This is a genomic window from Nakamurella flavida, from assembly GCF_030811475.1.
GTDB lineage: Bacteria > Actinomycetota > Actinomycetes > Mycobacteriales > Nakamurellaceae > Nakamurella > Nakamurella flavida.
In genome coordinates this window covers 2,522,810-2,544,697 of record NZ_JAUSQV010000001.1, presented here as the reverse complement: position 1 = coordinate 2,544,697, position 21,888 = coordinate 2,522,810, and the positions used below count along the sequence as shown (strand labels likewise).

General features: G+C 71.3%; 19 protein-coding genes. 12 read left to right on the top strand and 7 right to left on the bottom strand.

Translation table 11 applies throughout. From position 1 onward, the window contains the following. Positions 1-177: 177 nt before the first annotated feature. Positions 178-1,170: a sunset domain-containing protein gene (locus J2S58_RS11385; protein ID WP_205258250.1), complete on the top strand. Its 993-nt coding sequence runs from the start codon at positions 178-180 to the stop codon at positions 1,168-1,170. Between the two features lie 4 nt (positions 1,171-1,174). Here J2S58_RS11385 and J2S58_RS11380 read toward each other — a convergent pair whose 3' ends face one another. Then, the gene (locus tag J2S58_RS11380; RefSeq protein ID WP_205258251.1) at positions 1,175-1,597 is read right to left on the bottom strand and encodes a hypothetical protein; all 423 of its coding nucleotides are present in this window, start codon (positions 1,595-1,597) and stop codon (positions 1,175-1,177) included. A gap of 89 nt (positions 1,598-1,686) precedes the next feature. Then, on the bottom strand, positions 1,687-3,192 hold the full coding sequence (locus J2S58_RS11375; RefSeq protein ID WP_205258252.1) for an amino acid permease: 1,506 nt from the start codon (positions 3,190-3,192) through the stop codon (positions 1,687-1,689). Between the two features lie 264 nt (positions 3,193-3,456). Between J2S58_RS11375 and J2S58_RS11370 the strand changes: the two genes are divergently transcribed. Beyond that, positions 3,457-5,280, top strand: coding sequence for a putative nucleotidyltransferase substrate binding domain-containing protein (locus tag J2S58_RS11370; RefSeq protein WP_205258253.1), 1,824 nt, complete (start codon positions 3,457-3,459; stop codon positions 5,278-5,280). A 24-nt stretch (positions 5,281-5,304) separates the two neighbouring features. Here the strand turns inward: J2S58_RS11370 and J2S58_RS11365 are convergent, their stop codons facing one another. Further along, entirely contained in the window at positions 5,305-6,132 is an 828-nt protein-coding gene (locus J2S58_RS11365; protein WP_205258254.1) for a metallophosphoesterase, read from the bottom strand. Positions 6,133-6,148: 16 nt separating this feature from the next. Then, positions 6,149-7,501: an MFS transporter gene (locus J2S58_RS11360; protein ID WP_205258255.1), complete on the bottom strand. Its 1,353-nt coding sequence runs from the start codon at positions 7,499-7,501 to the stop codon at positions 6,149-6,151. 212 nt (positions 7,502-7,713) lie between these two features. Here J2S58_RS11360 and J2S58_RS11355 point away from each other — a divergent pair, with 212 nt between their 5' ends. From J2S58_RS11355 to J2S58_RS11340, 4 genes are all read left to right on the top strand, one after another. After that, a complete protein-coding gene (locus J2S58_RS11355; RefSeq protein ID WP_205258256.1) occupies positions 7,714-9,372 on the top strand; it encodes a multicopper oxidase family protein in 1,659 nt (552 codons plus the stop codon). Positions 9,373-9,533: 161 nt separating this feature from the next. Then, positions 9,534-9,884, top strand: a complete 351-nt coding sequence (locus J2S58_RS11350; protein ID WP_205258257.1) for a hypothetical protein — start codon at positions 9,534-9,536, stop codon at positions 9,882-9,884. Next, positions 9,884-11,215, top strand: coding sequence for a glutathionylspermidine synthase family protein (locus J2S58_RS11345; protein WP_205258258.1), 1,332 nt, complete (start codon positions 9,884-9,886; stop codon positions 11,213-11,215). Before J2S58_RS11350 ends, J2S58_RS11345 begins: the two co-directional genes overlap by 1 nt. After that, positions 11,212-12,081 carry a DUF350 domain-containing protein gene (locus J2S58_RS11340; RefSeq protein WP_205258259.1) on the top strand — a complete coding sequence of 290 codons (870 nt, stop codon included), beginning with the start codon at positions 11,212-11,214 and terminating at the stop codon, positions 12,079-12,081. Before J2S58_RS11345 ends, J2S58_RS11340 begins: the two co-directional genes overlap by 4 nt. 11 nt (positions 12,082-12,092) lie before the next feature. Here the strand turns inward: J2S58_RS11340 and J2S58_RS11335 are convergent, their stop codons facing one another. Next, entirely contained in the window at positions 12,093-13,148 is a 1,056-nt protein-coding gene (locus J2S58_RS11335; protein ID WP_205258260.1) for an Lrp/AsnC family transcriptional regulator, read from the bottom strand. Between the two features lie 188 nt (positions 13,149-13,336). Here J2S58_RS11335 and J2S58_RS11330 point away from each other — a divergent pair, with 188 nt between their 5' ends. The 3 genes from J2S58_RS11330 (at position 13,337) to J2S58_RS11320 (ending at position 17,635) form a co-directional block, all read left to right on the top strand. After that, a complete protein-coding gene (locus J2S58_RS11330) occupies positions 13,337-14,947 on the top strand; it encodes an amidohydrolase (RefSeq protein ID WP_205258261.1) in 1,611 nt (536 codons plus the stop codon). Between the two features lie 88 nt (positions 14,948-15,035). After that, a complete protein-coding gene (locus tag J2S58_RS11325; RefSeq protein WP_205258262.1) occupies positions 15,036-15,887 on the top strand; it encodes a polysaccharide deacetylase family protein in 852 nt (283 codons plus the stop codon). A gap of 92 nt (positions 15,888-15,979) precedes the next feature. Beyond that, complete coding sequence (locus J2S58_RS11320) at positions 15,980-17,635, top strand: ABC transporter substrate-binding protein (RefSeq protein WP_205258263.1); 1,656 nt, start codon at positions 15,980-15,982, stop codon at positions 17,633-17,635. Positions 17,636-17,751: 116 nt separating this feature from the next. Here the strand turns inward: J2S58_RS11320 and J2S58_RS11315 are convergent, their stop codons facing one another. Further along, positions 17,752-18,225, bottom strand: coding sequence for a general stress protein (locus tag J2S58_RS11315; protein WP_205258264.1), 474 nt, complete (start codon positions 18,223-18,225; stop codon positions 17,752-17,754). Between the two features lie 103 nt (positions 18,226-18,328). Between J2S58_RS11315 and J2S58_RS11310 the strand changes: the two genes are divergently transcribed. The 3 genes from J2S58_RS11310 (at position 18,329) to J2S58_RS11300 (ending at position 21,067) form a co-directional block, all read left to right on the top strand. Beyond that, the gene (locus J2S58_RS11310; RefSeq protein WP_205258265.1) at positions 18,329-18,865 is read left to right on the top strand and encodes a MarR family winged helix-turn-helix transcriptional regulator; all 537 of its coding nucleotides are present in this window, start codon (positions 18,329-18,331) and stop codon (positions 18,863-18,865) included. A 152-nt stretch (positions 18,866-19,017) separates the two neighbouring features. After that, positions 19,018-20,499 carry an MFS transporter gene (locus J2S58_RS11305; protein ID WP_205258266.1) on the top strand — a complete coding sequence of 494 codons (1,482 nt, stop codon included), beginning with the start codon at positions 19,018-19,020 and terminating at the stop codon, positions 20,497-20,499. A 109-nt stretch (positions 20,500-20,608) separates the two neighbouring features. Next, positions 20,609-21,067: an NUDIX hydrolase gene (locus tag J2S58_RS11300; RefSeq protein ID WP_205258267.1), complete on the top strand. Its 459-nt coding sequence runs from the start codon at positions 20,609-20,611 to the stop codon at positions 21,065-21,067. Between the two features lie 34 nt (positions 21,068-21,101). On the opposite strand, the gene J2S58_RS11295 is transcribed toward J2S58_RS11300, so the two are convergent. Beyond that, complete coding sequence (locus tag J2S58_RS11295) at positions 21,102-21,827, bottom strand: PIG-L deacetylase family protein (RefSeq protein WP_205258268.1); 726 nt, start codon at positions 21,825-21,827, stop codon at positions 21,102-21,104. Between the last annotated feature and the right edge of the window lie 61 nt (positions 21,828-21,888).

The window sequence follows — 21,888 nt, the reverse complement described above, 5'->3', positions numbered from 1 at the left end:
TACTGCCACGTCTCAATAACCCCAAGTAACGAATCAAACAGCCCGAACCAGACATCTGGCACAGACGGGTGGGGAACGTTAACGTAGCGACGGGCTGCGTGGGGGCTAGCCCAGGGGACCACCCGATCGGGTGGGGTACTCGTTCACCACATCTTCGTTTGGTCCAGGGGGATTTACATGTCCGTGCCCGACCCGTTTGCACCTGTTCCGCCCACGCCCGATCTGTCGCGCGGCGCCGCCCGCCAGCGCACCACCGGACTGGTGATCCTCACCGTCGTCGGGGTCCTCGGGCTGATCTTCACCATCACCGGGACGGTCATCAGTGGATTCGGCGGCCTCCTGCTCGGCCTCGGGTTGACCGCGATGGTCATCGGGCTCGGGGCGGTCATCATCGGTCGTCGTGGGTGGGCGTTGATCGGATCGCGTCGGGTCGGCGGGGCAATCCTCGGCGCGGGCGTGGTCGCCGCCATCGTCGGCACTCTCATCATTCCCAAGGACACGGTCACCCAGAACTTCGTGGCGGCACCGGCAGCGGCCACATCTGCATCGTCGAGCGCGTCGGCGACGACATCGGCATCGACCACCACAACTCCGGCCTCGACCGTGAACTCTGCCGCGCTGTCCAGTTCAGCAGCTGCGGCGTCCTCATCGTCAGCGGCATCGGTGGCGGCCGCGGCGTCGGCATCGGCGGAAGCCGCGGCAGCGGCGGTCGCGGCCCAGGCAGCGGCAGAAGCGGCTGCGGCCCAGGCTGCTGCCGACGCGCAGGTGGCCGCCGAGGCGGCTGCTGCCGCCGAGAAGGCTGCACAGGAGAAGGCGGCCGCGGAGCAGTCGGCGGCCGCTCTCCAGGCTCAGGCCGCCGAACAGGCTCGAGTGCAGGCGGAAGCCGTTGCGGCGCAGCAGGCCGAGACCGAGCGTCAGGCCCAGGCAAGCCAGGAGGCGGAGGCCGACCGGCAGTCCGTTGCTGCTCTTGCGGCTGCGGCGCCGGCTCCCGCCGCGAGCTCGGGGTGCGACATCAAGGGCAACATCAACAGCGAGGGCGTGAAGATCTACCACACGCGCAGCAGCCCGGATTATGAGAAGACCCAGATCGACGAGTCCAAGGGGGAGCGGATGTTCTGCTCGGAGTCCGAGGCTCGGGACGCCGGATGGCGCGAGACCAAGAAGAACTGACGGCTCAGCCCACCGGCTGCGCCACCGTCTCCACCATGGGCCGGGCCAACCGGAACATGCTGACCCACGCCACGATCAGCGCCAGCAGCGCCACGAACTCCGCCGGCCCACCGCCGTCGCCGGCCACCGCCGCGACCAGGCAGACCACCTGCAGGAGCAAGGCGACCCCACCGATCACCCACAACCCGAGGGCGGTGTCGCTCAAGCGTTCCCGGGCGTGATGGGGGTGCCAGGTCAGCCAGACGGCGGTGCCGAGCCGGGCGAGGGCGGCCACGCCGGCGCCGATGGCCACGATGGCCGGCAGGGAGTTCTCCCCGGGACCGGTCAGCCAGACCCCGCAGGTGAGGACCAGCGAGAGCAGGCCCAGGGCGGCGGCGAGGTTGCCGATGACGGTCAGTGATCGGCGCGGCGTCCGGGCTCGTCCCATGCACCCAAACCTTTCAGTGGAGACCCACCACAGCAACCAGCCCGGCCGGATATCCGGCCGAGCTGGTCGAACAAGCAGGGAAGTGCAGATCAGACGGAGCGGTCCTGCGGGTAGGAGGCGCCCTCGTCGGTCCAGTGCGGCCCCATGCGGCCCTCGGTGTTGGCGACCACCTTGGGCTGCACGATCTTCCAGCCGATCGTCAGGATCAGCGCGAGCAGCGGGATCCCGATGACGATGACGATGAACGTCGTCTTGTGCCAGAACTCCGGTGAGGACTGCCACCCGGAGATGGCCATGCCCACCAGCACCAGCCCGAGGAACACCAGGCCGATGTAGCTCGTGTACGGCGAGCCGGGCATCTGGAACGGACTCTTCGGGATCACGCCCTTGTTCACCAGCTCCCGCAGCCGGAGCTGGCAGACGAAGATGGTGCCCCAGGTGAAGATGACGCCGAGGGCGGCCGCCTCCAGGGCGATCTCGAAGGCATCGGGCTCGACGGCGTTGAGGATGGCGCCGAACACGTAGACGACCGACGTCATCACGATGCCGGCCCACGGCACACCGGACTTGCTCATCTTCAGCGTGAACGCCGGCGCCTGCTTGCTCATGCCCAGGCTGCGCAGCACCCGGCCGGTGGAGTACAGACCGGAGTTCAAACTGCTCAGCGCGGCGACGATCAACACGGCCTGGATGAGCGCGCCCATCCAGTCGATGCCCATGCGGGTGAAGACGGTGACGAAGGGAGATTCCCCGGCGGTGTACTCGGTGGTCGGCAGCATGCTGACCAGCAGCAGGATCGAGCCGCAGTAGAAGACGCCGATGCGGAAGATGACGGAGTTGACGGCCTTGGGGACTTCGCGCTCCGGGTTGGCCATCTCGCCCGCGGCCACGCCGACCATCTCGATGGCGGCGTAGGCGAACACGACACCGGACATCACCAGGATCGGGCCGTACCAGTTATAGGCGCCCGTGGTCGGCCAGAAGCCGCCCGGGTTGCTCCACAGGTTGTCGAACCCGGCGCGGTGGTCGCCGATGTCGAACCGGCCGATGACCATGACCAGACCGACGACCAGGAAGATGACGATGGCGCCGACCTTGAGCACCGAGGCCCAGAACTCGAACTCACCGAACGCCCGCGCCGACAGCAGGTTGATGATCAGCACCACGGCCAGGGCGACGAGCACGGTGGTCCACCGGGGCAGGTCCGGGAACCAGTACGTCATGTAGATGGCCACCGCGGACAACTCCGCGATGCCGGTCAACGCCCAGTTCAGCCAGTACATCCACCCCGTGACGTACGCGGCCTTCTCCCCGAAGAACTCGCGCATGTACGAGACGAACGCGCCCGAAGTCTGGCGGTGCAGCACCAGCTCGCCCAGGGCGCGCATCAGGAAGTACGCGATGACTCCCACCGTGGCATAGCTGATCAGCAGGGCCGGGCCGGTGGCGTTCAGGCGCGACGCGGAGCCCAGGAACAGGCCGGTGCCGATGGCACCACCGATCGCGATCATCTGCACGTGCCGGCGGCCCAACGACTGCTTGTAGCCGACCTGTTCCGCGTCCAGTGACGAGGACGAATTCTCTGTCGTGGTCATGCTGGCCCCGTCCGGCCGCAGGAGCTGCGGCTCTCCAGTCGTTCTCACGCACGTGTTCTCGGCGTTGATCAGCGGATTTTCCCGGCGACGGCGGAACTCTGCGCGCCATGTGTTACCGGCTGATGACGCACGGCCACGAAAGGGTAACGATCCACGCGATCGGGAACCTGTTGTCACACAGCGGGTTCAGATCTGCCGAGCCTTCCCCGTCCACCCTGCGTTCACACACCGGGACCCACGCCGCAGACTGGCACGATGTCGCCCATGGCAGACCTGGTGCCGTTCCTGCGCGGCCACCCCCCGTTCGACGCGCTGACCGACCGCGACCTGGCCGTCATCGACGAGCAGGCCGAGGTCCGCGAGTACGCCCCGGGCGAGGAGGTGATGGACGCCTTCCGCGCCGTCACCGACGCCGTATGGGTGGTGCTCACCGGCCAGGTCGAGCTGTTCGCCGTCGCCGAACCCGGCCCGGCCGACGAGGTCCTCGGCCGCGGTGGGGTGTTCGGCTACTCCGCCCTGCTGTCCGGCAACCCCGTCGGCCCGCGCGCCGTCGCCCTCGGCCCGGCCACCGTCGTCCGCATCCCCTCCGCGGCCGTCGTCCCCTCGTTCTCCTCCGCCGCCGGCGTGCGCTTCCTGGCGAACTCGCTCACCCGGTCGGACCGCACCGCCACCGACGGCGCGTACGGCATCGTCGACCAGCTCGTGGTCACCGAGCCGGTGCGCGTGCCGCCGACCGCGACCGTCGCCCACGTGGCCCAGGAGATGACCCGGCGCAACTGCCACTACGCCGTCGTCGATCTCGAGCCCACCGGGTTCGGCCTGGTCACCGACGCGATGCTGCGGTCGCGGGTGCTGGCCATCGGACTCCCCGGCGACACCCCGGTCACCGCCGTCATGGACGCGCCCGCCCCGGCCGTTCCCGCCGGCACCCTGGCCGCCCAGGCGCTGGTCGACCTCACCGACCGGCACCTGGAGTGCGTCCTCGTCGTCGACCGGGCCGGCGACCTGCGGGGGCTGGTCGACCGGGCCGACTTCATGCTCGCCCCGTCCACCGCCGGGCTCTCGCTCAGCGGTCAGATCGACGCGGCCGGCGACCCGGCCCGGCTGGTCTCCCTGGCCGGCCGGCTGCCCCGGCTCGTCGACGACCTGACCCGGCGCGGGCGGGCCGTCGGCGAGGTGACGACGGTGGCCGCCACCGCGGTGGACGCACTGGCCCGTCGCGCCCTGGCCCTCACCCTGGCCGCCCACCCCGAGCTCGACCCGGCCGAGATCACCTGGCTCGCCCTGGGCAGCAACGGCCGCCGGGAGACCGTCCCCAGTTCCGACGTCGACGCCGCCGTCGTCTTCGCCGACACCGTCACCCCCGAGCGGGCCGTGGCCTACCGGGCCGCGTTCGCCGAGGTGGGTGAGCTGCTCGGCCGGTGCGGGTTGTCCGTCGACCCGCACGGCGCGTTCCCGGTGCTCGGCCTGTTCTCCCGCACCGTGGGGGAGTGGCGGCAGGCGGCCGGCCGCTGGCGCGACGAACCGTTGGACGACAACGGGATGATGATGACCTCGCTGCTGCTGGACGCGCGGCCCGTGCACGGGGACCCGGCGCTGCCCGTGGTCAACGACGTCTTCGGCGACATGCGCCGCCACCCCGGGACGATGCGGCTGCTGCTGGCCGAGTCGCTGTCCCACCGGGCCCGGCTGCGCTCCATGCGCGACGTGCTCGCCCGCCGCGGCGGCACCTTCGACATCAAGACCCACGCCCTGCGGCCCGTCGTCGACATCGCCCGCTGGGCCGCGCTGGCCGCCGGGTCGTCCGACCTGTCCACCCGCGCCCGGCTCGCCGCCGCGGCCGGGTCGGCGATGATGCCGGACGACCAGGCCGCCGTCCTGCGCGAGGTCTTCGACGTGCTGCAACGCATCCGGTTGCGCTACCAGCTGGCCCAGGGCGACCGCGGCGAACCACCGTCGGACGTGCTGTCGCTGCGCCGGCTCTCGCCGTTGGACCGCAGCCTCATCGGGCAGGCCGTGCGGGAGATCGCCACCGTGCAACGCCGGATGAGCAACCTGGCCCAGGTCACCCCGCCGAAGGACTGGTGACCAGCCGGGTCAGCGCACGAACACCTACCGGACGATCGACCCGCCCGGGATGACGTAGGGCGCCCAGCGCACCCCGCCCTCCCGGCCGAGCACCGGATCCACCCCGACGATGCGGTGCCGGCCCAGGGTCACCGTGGTGTGCCGGGCGTCGGCGTCCAGCACGGTCCGCTTCTGCACCCGCATCGGCGCCCGCCAGCGGCCCGCCGTCCAGTCCCGGACGCTGGAATGCCCGTGCACCTGGTGGAAGGGCAACTCGGTGTCGGCGTCGAGCCAGGACACGGCCAATTCCTCGCCCGCCGCCGCCCAGATCGGGCCGGCCGTCTCGTCGACCTTGCCGGTCAGCACCACCCCGCCGTGGAACAGCACCGGCGCGCTCTTGGTGGCCACCAGCCCGTTCAGCGCGCGAGCGGCGTAGGGCGCGGTGCCCGGGCCGTCCAGTACCTGTTCCCAGAAGCCTTGCGTCAGCCCGGCGTGGGTGGCCAGGTGGTCGCCGCCGGGGGAGGTGATCGCCGCGGCCATCACCATCCGGCCGTCCGCCCACCAGTCGCGCAGCATCCGCGAGGCCACCGGGGCCAGCCGCTCGTGCCACTCGAAGAGGGTGTGCCGGCCCAGGTACTGCGCCTCGTGGTTGCCGGCCAGCTGCACCCAGCGGGAACCGTTGCGCTCCATCAGGTCGGCGACCAGCTCGAGGACGCCGAGCGAGTCGGGTCCGCGGTGCACCAGATCGCCGATCTGCACCACGGTGAGATCCGCGGGCAGTAGCAGCTCGTCGGGATCCACGCCCAGCCCGACGAGGGCGGCGAGCAGTTCGGCGCGGTGGCCGCCGATGTCGCCGATCACCGCCACCGTCATCGGGCGGGGCCCGCCGTCACACCGCGTCCAGATCCCGGTTGCGGGTCTCCTTCATGATCAGCAGGGCGATCAGCGTCAGGCCCGCTGCGATCAGCAGGTAGATGCCCACCCAGCCGACCCCGAACTGCTTGACCAGCCACACCGCGATGAACGGCGCGACGGCCGCACCCAGGATGCTGGCCGTGTTGTAGGAGATGCCCGACCCGGTGTAGCGGACATTGGTCGGGAAGAGCTCGGGCAGCACTGCGCTCATCGGCCCGAACGTCAGGCCCATCAGCAGCATGCCGATGGACAGGAACACCAGCATCGAGCCCTCAGTGATGGTGTCGCGGTTCAGCGCGAACCCGAACGTCAGACCGAACACCATGATCGCGATGGTGATGACGGTGAGGGTGGACCGACGACCGAAGCGGTCGGCCAGCCGCCCGGAGACCGGGACGCCCGCGGCGAAGAACAGCACGGCGACGAGCTGCAGCACCAGGAAGTCCGAGTACTTCCAGCCCAGGGCGTTCGGTCCGGCCGGGCCCGTCGCGTAGCTGAGAATCCACGTCGTCATCAGGTAGAAGAGCGTGTACGTGCCGACCATGACGAAGGTGCCGATGATCAGTGCGCGCCAACTCGTCCGGAACACCGTGGCCAGCGGGGTCTTCACCTTCTGCCCGCGGGCCACAGCCCGGGCGAAGACCGGGGTCTCCTCCAGACGCAGCCGCACGTACAGGCCGATCATCACCATGATTGCGCTGAGCAGGAACGGCACCCGCCAGCCCCACGACAGGAATGGCCCGTCCGGGTTCGGGTTGGCGTTGTCGTGACCCATCGTCAGGGTCAGGATGAGGAAGAAGCCGTTCGCGATGAAGAAGCCGATGGGCGCACCCAGCTGCGGCCACATCGCCGCCCACGCCCGCTTGCCCGGCGCCGCCGTCTCGGTGGCCAGCAGAGCCGCGCCGCTCCACTCGCCGCCGAGGCCCAGACCCTGGCAGAACCGCAGGATCGCCAACAGGATGGGCGCGAGTATGCCGACCATCGCGTACGTCGGCAGCACCCCGATGAGGAACGTCGCGATGCCCATGGTCAGCAGCGAGCCGATCAGCGTCGCCTTGCGACCGACGCGATCACCGAAGTGGCCGAACAGGATCGAGCCGACGGGCCGGGCCACGAACGCGAGCCCGAAGGTGGCCAGCGAGGCCAGCAGCGCCGTCGTGGCGTCCGACTTCGGGAAGAACAGATGCGGGAAGACGGTCACCGCGGCGGTGGCGTAGATGTAGAAGTCGTAGAACTCGATCGACGTGCCGACCATCGAGGCGACGACGATCCGCCGGCGCGGGACCCCTCCCGTCGCTTCGGCCTCGACCTGCGTGGAACTGCTCATCGGCATTGCTCCTGACCTGACCGTGCCGCCCCGGGGGGAAGTCACCTGGTCGGACGGCGGGGCCGTCGCGACGCGCGGGATGGATGACGTGCGGGACGATCGTAGGCCGGACGCGGCCGTCACTTCACGGTCGACTGGCGCCGTCCTCCCTACTTTCCGTACCAGATCGTGCGCCCGGTGCGACGCCGGGGCCGGGGACGGGAGGACCAGCGATGACGCGGACCCGGGTGGGGGAGACCTCCGCGCTGCTCGCCGGGGCGCTGCTGCTGCTCGCCGCCTGCAGCCAAGGCGGTGAGGTCGCCGGCAGCACCGGGGCACCGTCGAACACGTCGGGCACCACCTCCGGCACCACCAGCGGGACGTCCACCATCCCGACGACCACCACCGGGACGACCACCGCGCCGGCGCCTGACTGTGCGGCGTCGGCGCCCCGGGTCATCCGGGACGGCTTCCCCGAGCCGACGGTGCGGGCCAGTGTGGACGGGGTTCTGGAGACCACGCTGCACGCCTCCTACAGCGACGTCACCCTGAACGGCTCCACGTACAGGACCCTGAACTTCGAGGGCGAGGTGCCCGCGCCGACGCTGTCGGTGTGCCCGGGCGACACCCTGCGGGTCCTGCTGCAGAACGACCTGGGCGCCACCCCGGCGGCCTGGATGCCGACCGGGACGGCGGCCGATCCGCACGCCGGCATGGCCGGGATGGACATGGGCGACCCGGCCGACGGGCAGCTCATCAACCTGCACACCCACGGCCTGCACGTCTCGCCCGCGGGTGACGGCGACGACCCGTTCCTCTCGCTGAGCCCCGGCCAGAACCAGCAGTACGAGATCGAGATCCCGGCCGACAACCCACCCGGCATGTACTGGTACCACCCGCACCGGCACGGCTTCACCGAAGGTCAGGTCTACGCCGGGATGTTCGGGGCGCTGCTGGTCAACGGGGGTCTGGACACCTCGCCGCTCACCCGGGACATCCCCACCCGCACCCTGGAGATCAGCTCCACCCAGCTGGGCGACGGCGTCGTGGTCCCGGTGGCGCAGAGCGAGACGGCGCAGAGTCCGTACCTGATCAACGGGGTCATCAACCCGACGGTGGCCATCCGCCCCGGCGAGCTGCAGCGGTGGCGCATCCTGAACGCCGACGACAATGCCATCGTGCGGATGGCCCTCCCCGGCCAGCAGCTGTGGGTGGTCTCCACCGACGGCAGCACCACCCCGTCCGCCCAGGCCCGCGACGCGGTGATGATCGGACCCGGCGAGCGCCGCGAGGTGATCGTGCAGGGCGGGCCGGCCGGGACGACGCTGCTCACCTCGCAGGAGTTCGCCCAGTACCAGGGCGGCACCGTGCCCGCCTCCACCCTGGCCACCGTCGTCTCCGCCGGTGAGCCGGTGCAGCAGAGCATCCCGACCGAGCTGCTGGGCGTGCCCGTCGAGGACCTGCGCGGCCTGCCCGTCGACCAGTCGCACCGCATCGTCTACACCGAGGAGCAGGTCGGTCAGGACTACCGGTTCCTGCTCAACGGGAAGGTGTTCGATCCCGACCGGGTCGACGAGACCATGCACCTGGGCGAGGTCAACGAGTGGACGCTGGTCAACGACAGCGACGAGTGGCACACGTTCCACGTCCACGCCTACGACTTCCAGGTCACCGACATCGACCTGCGCGACGTCCCCGACGTCACCGCCGGGACCGACGAGGACGTGACGGACGCACCGCTGGACCTGCAGGACACCGTGAAGATGCCGCCGCGGTCGACCGTCGTCTTCCGGGTCCGGCCCACCGACATCACCGGGAAGATGGTCTTCCACTGCCACATGCTCGACCACGAGGACCGCGGGATGATGGGCGTGCTGGAGGTCCTGCCCTGACGACTCCGGCGTGCCGCCCGGCCCGGCGGGGTGGGCGCCCGGGGGCCGCATAGGGTTCGCCCTGTCGGTGATCGGCCGGCTCGACGGGGGAGGACTGCACCGTGCCCATACCTGAGCGGCCCGCGAACGACAGGCGCCCGCTGCGCCTGAGGTTGGTCAGCATGGCGGTGACGGGGGTGCTCGTCGTGCCGTCGCTCGCCGCGTGCAGCAGCAACGGCGGGGAGGACCAGACCGCCTACTGCGTCAACGCCGAGAACCAGGTCGTCGACGACACCAACTGCGACGAGAGCCGCGGCTACGGCGGCGGGTCGTTCTTCCTCTTCATGGCGGCCGGCAGCTTCGGGCGCGGCTCCTACATCCCGACCGGCGGCGGCACCCGGATCAACCCGGCCGACGGTGCGGCCCGGGCGAGTGCGGGCCTGCCGAGCACCGGCAAGGCGGCCGGCACCACCGTCAAGTCCGGCGGCGTCGGGAAGGGCTCCGGCGGCAACACGGGCGGGTCCGGCAGCTGATGCGCCGACACGAGGACGGTGTGCTGCGCCCGGGGTGGCAGGCGCAGATCGCCACCGACGGGCTCGTCTACAACGAGACCCAGACCAACCGCGGGGCGTTCTCCTACTGGCGGGAGGCGCAGTACTACTCGCTGACCACCGCGGAGACCGATCTGCTCGCCGCGTCCGCGAACACCCTGCTCGGGCGCATGTTCGTCGAGGCCGGCGACCACGTCATCGCCGAGAAGCTCTACGACAAGCTGGCCATCCCCGCGTGGGCGATCCCGGCCATCGAGAAGTCGTGGAACGAGGAAGCGCCCAGCGTCTACGGCCGCTTCGACATCCGCTTCGGCCGGCCGGAGAGATCCGACGACGCCTCCCTGGACGTCCCCAAGCTGCTGGAGTTCAACGCGGACACCCCCACCAGCCTGCTGGAAACTGCTGTGGTGCAGTGGAACTGGCTGCTCGGGAACAACGCGGCCGCCCACCGCGACCAGTGGAACAACGTCTACGACGCGCTGGTGCAGGCCTGGACGCGCAACATGGCCCAGTTCACCAAGCGCACCGGCCGGGCCGTCCCCGCGATCCATTTCTCCTGGAGCTCGCTGGACCAGTCCGGCGAGGACAAGTTCACCGTGCTGTGCCTGGCCGACTCCGCCCGCGAGGCCGGCTTCGAGGTGAAGCTCATCCACACCGAGGACATCCAGCTCGCCGAGAGCCCGGAGCAGGTGCCGCTCAACGGGATCGCGGTGCACCCCGGCCGGGTGCTCGACCAGGAGAACCACCCCATCGACATGATCTTCAAGCTGTACCCGTGGGAGGACCTGGCCCGCGACCCGTTCGGCAAGTCGATCCTGTGGAACACCCTGCAGGCCGACGGCACCACCTGGATCCAGCCGCCCTACTCCATGCTCTGGAGCAACAAGGGCATCCTCGCCGTGCTGTGGGAGCTCTTCGGGGACGACCCGGAGCTCTCCCGCCTGCTGCTCCCCACGTACTTCGCCGGCGAGGAGCCCGCCGGGTTCACCAGCTACGCCGAGAAGCCGCTGCTGTCCCGCGAGGGCGCCAACGTCCGGCTCGTGCGCGACGGCGAGACCCTCGCCTCCCGCGGCGGCCCGTACGGCAGCGAGGGCAGCATCCGCCAGGAGCTCGCCCCGCTGCCCGACTTCCACGGCGTCGACGGCCCGCACCACCCCGTGCTCGGGGTGTGGATGGTCGACGGCGAGGCCGCGGGCCTGGGCATCCGGGAGAGCGACGGCCTCATCACCGACAATCTCAGCTGCTTCGCGCCGCACGTCATCCTCGATCCCGCCCCGTCTCTGATTAAGCCCGACCGACAGGACCGCCGATGAACCTCGACCAGTACGCCTCCGTGCCCACCTGGGGGGAGTACGGGCTGGCCGCGCTGAAGGTGCTCGTCTTCGTGCTGCTGCTCGTCGCGCTGTGGGAACTGATCAACGCGCTCACCCGGTTCGACGACGAGCACGAGCTCTTCGAGAAGCGCAACGCGCCCTACGCCGTCGTCCGCGTCTCCATCGTCCTCGGGCAGGCGTTCGCGATGACCCCGCTGCTCGGCGTCACCGCCGGCGGCTGGTCGGACGTGGGCACCCTGCTCGCCTGGGGCGTCGGCGTGCTCGTCGCCCTGCTGCTGGTCAACCTGGTCGTCGACCGGGTCGTGAAGCATCCGGGCGGCCTGTCCGCCGTGCACCAGTCGTCGATGGCCGCCGCGGTGGTCAAGGGCGGGGTGCTGCTGGCCTCCGGGCTAGTCTTCCGCTCCGCGCTCAGCGGGACGGCGCCGTCGATCGGCATCGCCGTCGCGTCCACCGCGGTGTTCGCCGTCCTCGGCCTGGCCGGGCTCGTCCTCGCGTACTGGGTGCTGGGCTTCCTCGGCCCGTTCCGCCGGCGCGGCCAGCAGGACGACGGCTCCGACCTGGCCGCCGCCATCATCAGCGCGGGCGTGCTCGTCGGGCTCGGCCTGGTCATGAACACCGCCATCGCCGGCGACTTCACCGGCTGGACGGACGGCCTCCTCGGCTTCGCCGTCACCTTCGTCGCCGGGTTCGTGCTGCTGGTCGCGGTGGTGTGGGTGATCGACCTGCTCATCATCCGCAGCCGGCACATGAACCAGATCGTGCAGAACAACGAGGTGCTGCCCGCCGTCGTGATGAGCGCGATGGTCGTCGCCGTGGCCCTCGGCGTCGGCTCCGTCGTCCTCTAGGGGACGCCTGCTCACACCGGCTCGGTGTGGGCGAGCAGGTCGTCGAAGATGTTGATCGGCACCACCCCGACGGCCCGACCCTCCTCGTCCAGCAGTCGGCCCATCCGCTTGACCTGCCGCAGCACGATCAGCCGGTCGATGATGTCCACGTAGGGCAGCCGGGCGGTGATCGCCACCTCCAGCCGGTGCACCTCCTCGACCGTCTGCAGCCAGGAGCACAGCGCCAGGCTCGGGCTGGCGGCCACCGTGGCGCACAGCCGGGCCTGCCGGAACCCGCTGAGCGTGCGGGCGGTCTCGGCCAGCTTGTCCACCGGGGTGTTCGCCCACAGGTACACCTGCACCGGCCAGCCGACGGCGGGCGCGCAGACGTCGGTCCGCAGGATGACGCTGCCCGAGCCCAACAGCCGGGAGACGATCCGCCGGGCCGTGGTCGGGCTGGTGTCCGCCCGGTCGGCGAGGTCGGTGTACGAGGCGCGGCCGTCCAGCGCGAGCTCGGTGAGCACGGCCTTCACCGCGTCCGTCGGGGCCAGCGCGGCCGGCTGCCGGTCGGCGGCCAGCTGCTCGTGACGCACCCGCTCGAGGCGGGCCACCTGGGCCGGGTCCAGTTCCCGGATGCGCCAGGCCGACCCCTCGGTGTAGACGCGGGTACCGAACCGCGCGCGGCTGCTGACGATCCCGTCGACCTGGCCGAGATGCCGCAACAGGTAGTGCGACAACGTGGTCAGGTCCGCGGCGGCCACGGTGACCAGCAGGTCGGCGCTGCCGCTGGTCACCTCGACGGTCAGCACCGGGGAGTGCCGGGCCAACGCGTCGGCCACCCGGAGCACGTCCGCCGGACGGCAGGTGATCTCCACGTACGCCATGCACTGGGCGTTGCGCTGCACCATGCCCGGGGCCGCCGTCACCCAGGCCAGGCCGGCGTCCACCAGGTTCTGCCAGCGCCGGGCCGCGGTCACCGCGCCCATGCCGAGGATCTCGCCGACAGCGGCCCACGGGGCCCGGGGGGCGACCTGCAGGGCGTCGACCAGTAGCCGGTCCTCCGCGGACGAGATGGCGGAATCCTTCACCACAGCCCCATTCCGGGTGGAATCCACCTCTGTCATCGCGTCGAAACACGTGAATCCTAGCGTCGCTCCTGGTTGTACGGAATACACACAGCAGGCCGACGGACGCAGGACGCCCGGCGCGGCCGGCCCGCCCGGACGTCCCCGGCACCCGACCCCGGACGTTTACCCGCTGACCCCAGGAGCCACCCGTGACCGCAGCAGTGCTGTTCACCAACGCCACGGTGATCACGCTCGACCCCGCCGCACCGGCGGACGGGGCGGACTCGATCGGGGTGGTGGACGGCCGGATCGCCTGGGTGGGTGCGCGCGCGGATGCGCGCTCCGGGTTCGACATCGCCGCCCGCGAGGTGGATCTCGGCGGCGCGACCGTGGTGCCGGGCTTCATCGACGCGCACCACCACCTGATGACGCTGGGCTTCTGGATGGCCCAGATCGACTGCGCCGCACCGGCGGTCGCGTCCATCGCCGAGATCGTCACCGCGGTGGGGGAGCGGGCCGCGGTGACCGAGCCGGGCGGGTGGATCCGCGGGCGCGGTTACGACGACAACAAACTCGCCGAACGGCGCCACCTGACCCGTCACGACCTCGACGCGGTGAGCCCGAACCACCCGGTGATGATCCGCAACGCCAGCGGGCACATGAGCGTGGTCAATTCGTTCGCCCTGCGCGCGGCCGGCATCGTCCGCGGGACGGCGAGCCCGTTCGGCGGTCACGTGGCCGTCGACGAGCAGGGCGAGCCGACCGGCCTGCTGCAGGAGACGGCCCAGGAGCTCCTCGGCCTGCCGTTCCTGCCGCACGACAAGGCCGAGCTGCACGGCTACCTGCGCACCGCCGGGCAGGCGTACCTGTCCGCCGGGGTGACCAGCGGACACGAGGCCGGCATCTTCGACCCGGCGGAATTCGCGGTGCTGCAGGAGGCCTGGGCCGCCGGCACCCTGGACCTGCGCACGTACATGATGATCCGCAACCCCATGCTGGCCGCCCTGGAGGGCGTCGGCCTGTCCACCGGGTTCGGCGACGACCGGCTCCGCGTCGGCTCCATCAAGATCATCTCGGACGGTTCGCTCATCGGCCGGACCGCGGCCGTCTGCTCCCCGTACGAGCACGCCGCGGACCCGGACGACCTCGGCCTGGCCATGTTCGAGCAGGCCGAGCTGGACGACCTGGTGTGGCGGGGCCACCGCGCGGGCTGGCAGATGGCGATCCACGCCATCGGCGACCGGGCCATCGGGATGTGCCTGGACGCCTTCGCCGCCGCGCTGGCCCGGATGCCGCGGGCCGACCACCGGCACCGCATCGAGCACTGCGGGGTGATGCGGCCGGACATCATCGCCCGGATGGCCGCGATGGGCGTCATCCCGGTGGGTCAGCCGCCGTTCATCCACGAGTTCGGGGACGGCTTCCTGCACCACCTGGGCCGCGAGCGCGCCCAGCTCACCTACCCGCTGCGCTCGCTGCTGGACGCCGGCATCCCGGTGGCCGGCAGCTCGGACTCGCCGGTGTCCTCGTTCGCCCCGCTCATCGGCGTGCAGGCCGCGGTCAACCAGCTCACCCGGGACGGCCAGGACTTCGCCCCGGCCGAGGCGCTGACCGTCGAGGAGGCGCTGACGATCTACACCCGCAACGCCGCGTTCGCCGCCTTCGACGAGAACCGCAAGGGCACCCTCACCCCCGGCAAGTACGCCGACCTCGCCGTCCTCGGCGCCGACCCGCGGCTCGTCCCGCCCACCGAGATCTCCCGGATCCCGATCCTGGCCACCGTTCTCGGCGGCGAGACGGTGTTCCAGGCCGCGTCATGACCGGCCCCGATCCCGGCTCCCGCCCCGGACGTCGCCGCAGCACCACCCCGCACACCGTCCCCGTCCGACCGTCCCGAAGGAGCGCACGATGACCACACCCGCCCCGACCCCCGGCACCGCCGGCAACCGGAAGGTCGCCGTCGCCCTGACCTTCGACTTCGACGCCGAGTCCGCGTGGCTCGGCTCGTTCAAGGTCGACACCCCGTCCGCACTGTCCCGTGGGGCCTACGGCGCCAACGAGGGCGTCCCGCGCATCCTCAAGCTGCTCGACAAGTACGACCTGCCCGCGACGTTCTTCATCCCCGGGGACACCGCCGACCGGCACCCCGCGGAGACCAAGGACATCGCCGCGGCCGGTCACGAGCTCGGCCACCACGGCTACCTGCACGAGCCCCCGCCCGGTCTCACCCTGGAGCAGGAGCGGGAGATGCTGGAACGCGGTTTCGACGCGCTCGATCGGCAGACCGGGCAGCGACCGCGCGGGTACCGCTCGCCGGCCTGGGAGCTCTCGCACAACACCTTCGCGCTGCTCGGCGAGATGGGCATCGAGTACGACGCCAGTCAGCTCGCCGCCGACCGCCCCTACTGGGTGCACGACCAGGGCGAGCGGACCGACATCGTGGAGATCCCCGGTGCCTGGGAACTCTGCGACTCCTCGCTCTTCATGTTCGCCTTCAGCCCGAGCTACCTGACGGGCCTGGCCGCGCCGTCCAAGGCGGAGGAGATCTGGCGCGGGGACTTCGACGGGATGCTCGCCGAGGAGTCCGACGCCGCCTTCGTGCTGACCATGCACCCGCAGATCATCGGCCGGCACCACCGGCTGCAGCTGCTGGAGCGGCTGATCGTGCACATGCTCGAGCAGGACGGCGTCTGGTTCGCGCAGATGGGCGAGATCGCCGACGACTTCCGGGCCCGGCAGGGCGTGACCGGCGATGCCTGATCTTCCCGAGATGCACAGCGTCGCACTGTTTCCCGACGGCACCCCCGCCGCCCGGGCCCCGATCCCGACCGCCGAACCCGTAGGAGCACAGCATGGCTGAACATATCGACGCCACCGCCCGGGCGGAGGCCCTGGCCCAGGGTTTCCTGGCCGGGCGCATCGACCGCCGCCGCCTGCTCCGCTCGGCGATGACCCTGGGTGGTGCGGCCGTGGCCGCGACCACCCTCGGCCCGTTGCTCGTCGCGTGCGGTGCCGGCGGGACCACCGCGAGCTCGGGCGCCGGCGGCGCCTCGAGTGCGGCGGCCGGGGAGCCCGTCGCCGGCGGCACCCTCACGGTGGCCCTCACCGGCAACCCGACCACCATGGACCCGGCCAGCGCCGGGGTGTACACCAGCCTGCAGGTCATCGACAACATCTTCGACAAGCTGCTGACCATGGACGAGAACGGCGAGTTGGTCGGTGTTCTCGCCTCGTCCTGGAAGCAGGACGACCCCAAGACCTACACCTTCGACCTGGTGACCACCACGTTCCACAACGGTGAGGCGTTCACCGCCGACGACGTGAAGTACACCTTCGAACGGATCCTGGACCCGGCGACGGCTTCGTCCTACGCCTCGGCCTACGCCGCGGTGGACACCATCGAGGTGGCCTCGCCGACCCAGGTCGTCTTCCACCTGAAGGACGCGTACGCCCCGTTCCTGACCAACCTGGCCCAGAACGGCGAGATCGTGAACCGCAAGGCCGTCGAGGCCGCCGACCCGACCCGCGCGCCCGTCGGCACCGGGCCGTTCACCTTCGTGGAATGGCTGGACGGGGATCACGTCACGCTGGCCAAGAACCCGAACTACCACCAGGCCGGCAAGCCCTACCTCGACCAGATCACCTTCCGGTTCCTGGACGTGGACACCAGCCGGATCGAGTCGCTGCAGTCCGGGGAGCTCGACTGGGTCGACGCCGTCCCGCTCAACCAGCTGACCACGCTCAAGGCGGATCCGAGCTACACCTACGCGACCTCGACCCGGGCCGGTATCCCGGACTTCCTGGCCCTGAACACCTCTCGTGCCCCGTTCGACAACCTGGCCCTGCGTCAGGCGGTGGCGGCCGCGGTGGGCCGACCGGACGTGCTGAGCCTGGCGTACTTCGGGGCGGGGGAGCAGGGCGTGATGGAGGTGCCCAGCGGTTCGGAGTGGTTCGGCGGGGAGCCGCCGTACTCCACCGGGCCCGACCTGGAGCTGGCCAAGAAGAAGATGATCGAGGCGGGCTACCCGGACGGGCTCACCGTCACCTATCTCGCGCTGCCGCAGTACCCCGAGCTGGCCAAGACGGGGGTGGTGCTGCGGGATCAGCTCAAGAACATCGGCATCACGGTGGAGATCGAGCAGCTCGAGGTCACCGTCTGGTTCGGCCGGTACGCCGACGCGGACTACGACATGACCTCGGCCTACTGGTCCGGGACGCTGGACCCGGACAACTTCTACTCCACCCAGCTGGTGAGCGGGTCGGCCAACAACACCACCAAGTACGCCAACCCGGACCTGGACGCCCTGGTCACCCAGGCCGCGCAGTCCTCGGACGATGCGGCCCGCAAGGAGCTGTACATCAAGATCCGCGACATCGTCTGGGAGGACGCCCCGCTGGTGTTCCTGCACTACGAGACGATCAACTACCTGATGCGGCCCGACGTGCAGGGCTCGGTCGTGAACCCGTTGCTGGAGTTGAACTTCAAGAACGTCTGGAAGACGGCCTGACCCCGGACGGTGAAGAGCCCGCCGACCGTGAAGACGGTCGACGGGCTCCTCGGGGGGGACCGGGTCACCGGTCCGAGCTCAGGTTCGTGCTGGGTGGTGCGGGTGCTGCCGATCGGTCAGTGGCCGAGGATCTCGCGGGCCTGCAGGCTGTAGCCGCCGTCGACCTCGACGATGTACCGCTCGGCCTCCAGGGCGCGGACGCTGCTGAAGTCGCGACGACCGCCGGTGGCCAAGTGGCCGACGTAGCCGAACACCGCGCCCCACAGGGCACCGATGGCCAGGCCGAAGACGAGCAGGCCGAACCAGTTGCCGCTGATGGAGAACAGCCCGAAGAAGAGCCCCAGGAACAGACCGAACCACGCACCGGACGCGGCGCCGGCCAGAGCGGCCTTGCCCTTGGTCATCCGGCCGGTCACCTGCTCCACGCTGCGGATGCCGGTGCCGACGATGCGGACGTGCTCGACCGGGAAGCCGGCGTCGGAGAGCCGGTCGACGACGGACTCGGCCTCCTTGTAGCTGCGGGTCTCGAGCAGGTGCGTGCGGCCCTCGACGGGGGACTGCGGGGTGGGGGCGGATTCGAAGCTGGTCATCATCTCTCCTGGTGTTGTGATCTGGGATCAGTCTACGACAACTGGTTGGAGCACTCCATGTGAATAGGTGGAGTATTCTCACCATATGGCCGATCACGGTGGGGTGACCCACTCGAGCGTCGTCGTGCACGAGGCGCTGTCCGCGATCCTGCGCTGGGGCAGTCGCCCCGACGTGCACAAGTCGCTGACCAGCGGTCCCGGAGCCGGATTGTCCTCCACCGATGTGTGGCTGCTGTCCGCCGTCCATGATCACGGGCCGCTGCGGATGCGCGATCTGGCCGCCTGGCAGGGCGTCGACAAGTCGACCGTCTCCACGCAGATCCGTCGGCTGGAGCAGCGCGACCTCATCACCCGGGCGCCCGACCCGACCGACGGTCGGGCCACCCTGCTCTCGGTCACCGCCACCGGCCGGACCCTCTCCGAGGGGCTGACCCGGACCGGCGCCGACGCGGTCGACGGGGTGCTGTCGGCCTGGACCCCGGACGATCGGCACCGGCTCGCCGAGCTGCTGGGGCGGCTGTCCGCCGCGCTCACCCAGGCGCCGCAGCCCCCCGACCGCGGTCGCGCGGGCTACCACCGGCCGGAATCCACCGGGCCCGATCCCGCCGCCCCGAGTCCCGCCGGCCCCGGTCCCGTCTGAGTCCCTCCCGCCGGCCCTCCGGTCGGCACCGCCTGATCGGGTGATCATCACCGGCACTCTCCCGGGACGTTCCGCCCCGCCACCTGCCCGGTTACTTTCGGTCAATGCCCGGTGTGCCCAGTGTGATCAGGTCGGTCCGGGGACGCCCCCGGGTGCGCATCCTGCTGCTGCTGTGCTCCGCGCAGATGATGCTGGGCATCGACCTGACCGTGGTGAACGTGGCCCTGGCCGCCATCGGGCGCGATCTCGGCGCCGGGGTCTCCTCGCTGCAGTGGACGATCGACACGTACGCGGTCGCCGTGGGCAGCCTGCTCATGCTCACCGGCTCGCTGGCCGACCGGCTCGGCCGGCGCCGGGTGCTGATCGCCGGCATCGTCGTCTTCGGGATCGGATCGGCCCTGTGCAGCGCGGCGTGGTCGGTCCCCAGCCTGGTGGTGGCCCGGGCGATCCAGGGCGCCGGTGCGGCGATGATCAGCCCCGTCGCCCTCGCCCTGGTCGCGGTGACCTTCCCGGTCGCCCGGGACCGGGCCCGCGCGCTGGGACTCTGGGGCGTGATCGTCGGCCTGGGGCTCGGACTCGGGCCGGTCGTCGGCGGGGTGCTCCTGCAGACGGTCGGCTGGCGAGGCATCTTCTGGATCAACGTGCCGCTGTGCGCCGCCCTGGCCGTCGCCATCGCGCGAAAGGTTCCGGAGTCGCGTCCCTCGACGGTCCACCGGGCCGATCCGGCCGGTCAGATCCTGGTCGCACTCGGCCTGGCCGGCCTGGTCTACGCCCTCATCGAGGGGCCCGCGCTCGGCTGGACCTCGGCCCCCATCCTGGCCGTGCTCACCGGCGTGGCGATCACGGTGCCCGTCCTGGTCGGGTACCAGCTGCGGCGGGTCGACCCGTTGATCGATCTCCGGTTCCTGCGCAGCGTCCCGTTCGCGGCCGCGATGATGCTGGGCGCGCTGGCGTTCGCGCTGCTGGGGGCATTCCTGTTCGTGATCCCGCTGATCCTGCAGGCGGCCCACGATCGTTCCGCCCTGGTCACCGGACTGTGCCTGGCTCCGTTCGCAGTGGGCATCGTGGGCGGGTCGCTGCTGGCCGGCCGACTCATCGCCCGGCACGGCATCCGCCCGTCGATCTGCCTGTCCGCGCTCTGCCTGTGCGTCGCCACCGCGATCATGGCGGACGTCGACATCACCGTGCCCCTGCCGGCCCTGCTCGTGGCCTTCGTGCTGTTCGGTCTGGGCTTCAGCCTGGTGCACGTCCCGGTGAACGCCGAGGTGGTGGTGGGGCTGCCGGCGCACCGCACCGGGCAGGCCGCGGCCATGGCTGCGACGAGCAAGCAGATCGGCCTGGCCGTGGGGGTCGCCGTGGCCGGCGGCATCGCCGGGACGGGCGGGACCGGCCCGCCCGGGACCGACTTCGATCTCGCCGCCCGCCCGGTCTGGTTCGTCCTGGCCGGGGTGGGCGTCACCGTGCTGATCGTCGGGCTCGTCGCGTCCTCGGCCTGGGCGCGCGGGACCACCGAGGCCATCGCGCACCTGTTCGACCATCCCGACCCGCGCCACCCCGAGCCGCGCCCCCGGCACCCGGCCACCGGACCCGCCGTGCCCACCGGCGCCGCGGTCGCCGCCCCCGCGCGACGCTGACTCCCGGAGCCCACCGCCCGGCGGCGCGGGAGCCGGGGCCCGGGCAGGCGAGAATGGTCCCCAGTCGGCACCGATCTCGCGGGGCCCCGGCTCGACCGAGGGAGTGGCCGTGGAGTCCGACGGGAACGGCTGGATCCACTGCGACCAGGGGCACCGCCACTGGGGGGTGCACGGCGCGGCCGGCCTGCTGCTGGTCCGCGGTGAGGCGAACGCGACCGAGGTGCTGCTGCAGCACCGGGCTCCCTGGACCGCCAACGGCGACACCTGGGCCCTGCCCGGTGGCGCGCGCGACTCCCACGAGACCCCGGCCCTGGCCGCGCTGCGCGAGGCCCACGAGGAGGCCGGGGTGGACCCGTCCACCGTCGAGCTGGGCGTCGAATTCGTCGACGACCACGGCGGCTGGTCCTACACCACCGTGCTGGCCCGGGCGCTGGCGCCGATCACGCTCGTGCCCAACGACGAGTCGCTGGAGCTGCGGTGGGTCGGCGTCGGCGCCGTCACCGATCTCGTCCTGCACGCGGGGTTCTCGCGGACGTGGCCGGTGCTCCGCGAGCGCGGCCTGCTCTGATCCGGCGCCGCTGAGCCGATGCCCAGGGACGGGCTCAGCCGTAGACGGTGAAGTGCACCCGCGGCGGGTCGGCGTCCGGGCCGCCGGTGGCCCGCACCACCTGTGCGCGGGCCTGCTCGTGCACCGGGTCGCCACTGAGCGCCTCGAGGTATTTCCGGTGCTCGGCCAGCGAGGCCACCGCCGCCTCGATCCCGTCGGCGACGTCGACGTGCCGGTCCCCGCCCGGGTGGTTGACCGCCGTCCATCGCACCCCGGCCCACGGCTCGAGCCCCTGCTGCGTCAGCTCGGGGAAGATCCACTCGTTGGCCGCGTCGCCCACCGCGTCCACCACCGCCCGGCCCAGGGCCCGGTGGTCGGCGCTGTTCCACGCCCCGGGGAACCAGGTGTCGCCGAAGTGCATGGTGACGACCAGCTCCGGCCGGTGCCGGCGGATCGCCGCGGCCAGGTCCCGGCGCAGGGCCACGCCGTACTCGATCCGGCCGTCGGGGTGGTCGAGGAACTCCAGTTCCCGCACGCCGACGTGATCGATGGCCCGCCGCTGCTCCCGCTCGCGCTCGGGCCCGCTCTCCGCGGGAGCCAGTCCGGCGATACCGGCCTCGCCGCGGGTGGCGAGCACGTAGCGGACGTCCCTGCCGGCCGCCGTCCACACCGCCACCGCGGCGGCCACCCCGTACTCGGGGTCGTCCGGGTGGGCCATCAGCACCAGGGCGCGCTGCCAGTCATCGGGCATGGGGGAGGTGGACACCGGTTCGGCCTGCATCGGGCCAGCGTCCCACCGGGGCGGTCGGATCGCGCGCACGGTCGCCGCCGGGACGGGCAGG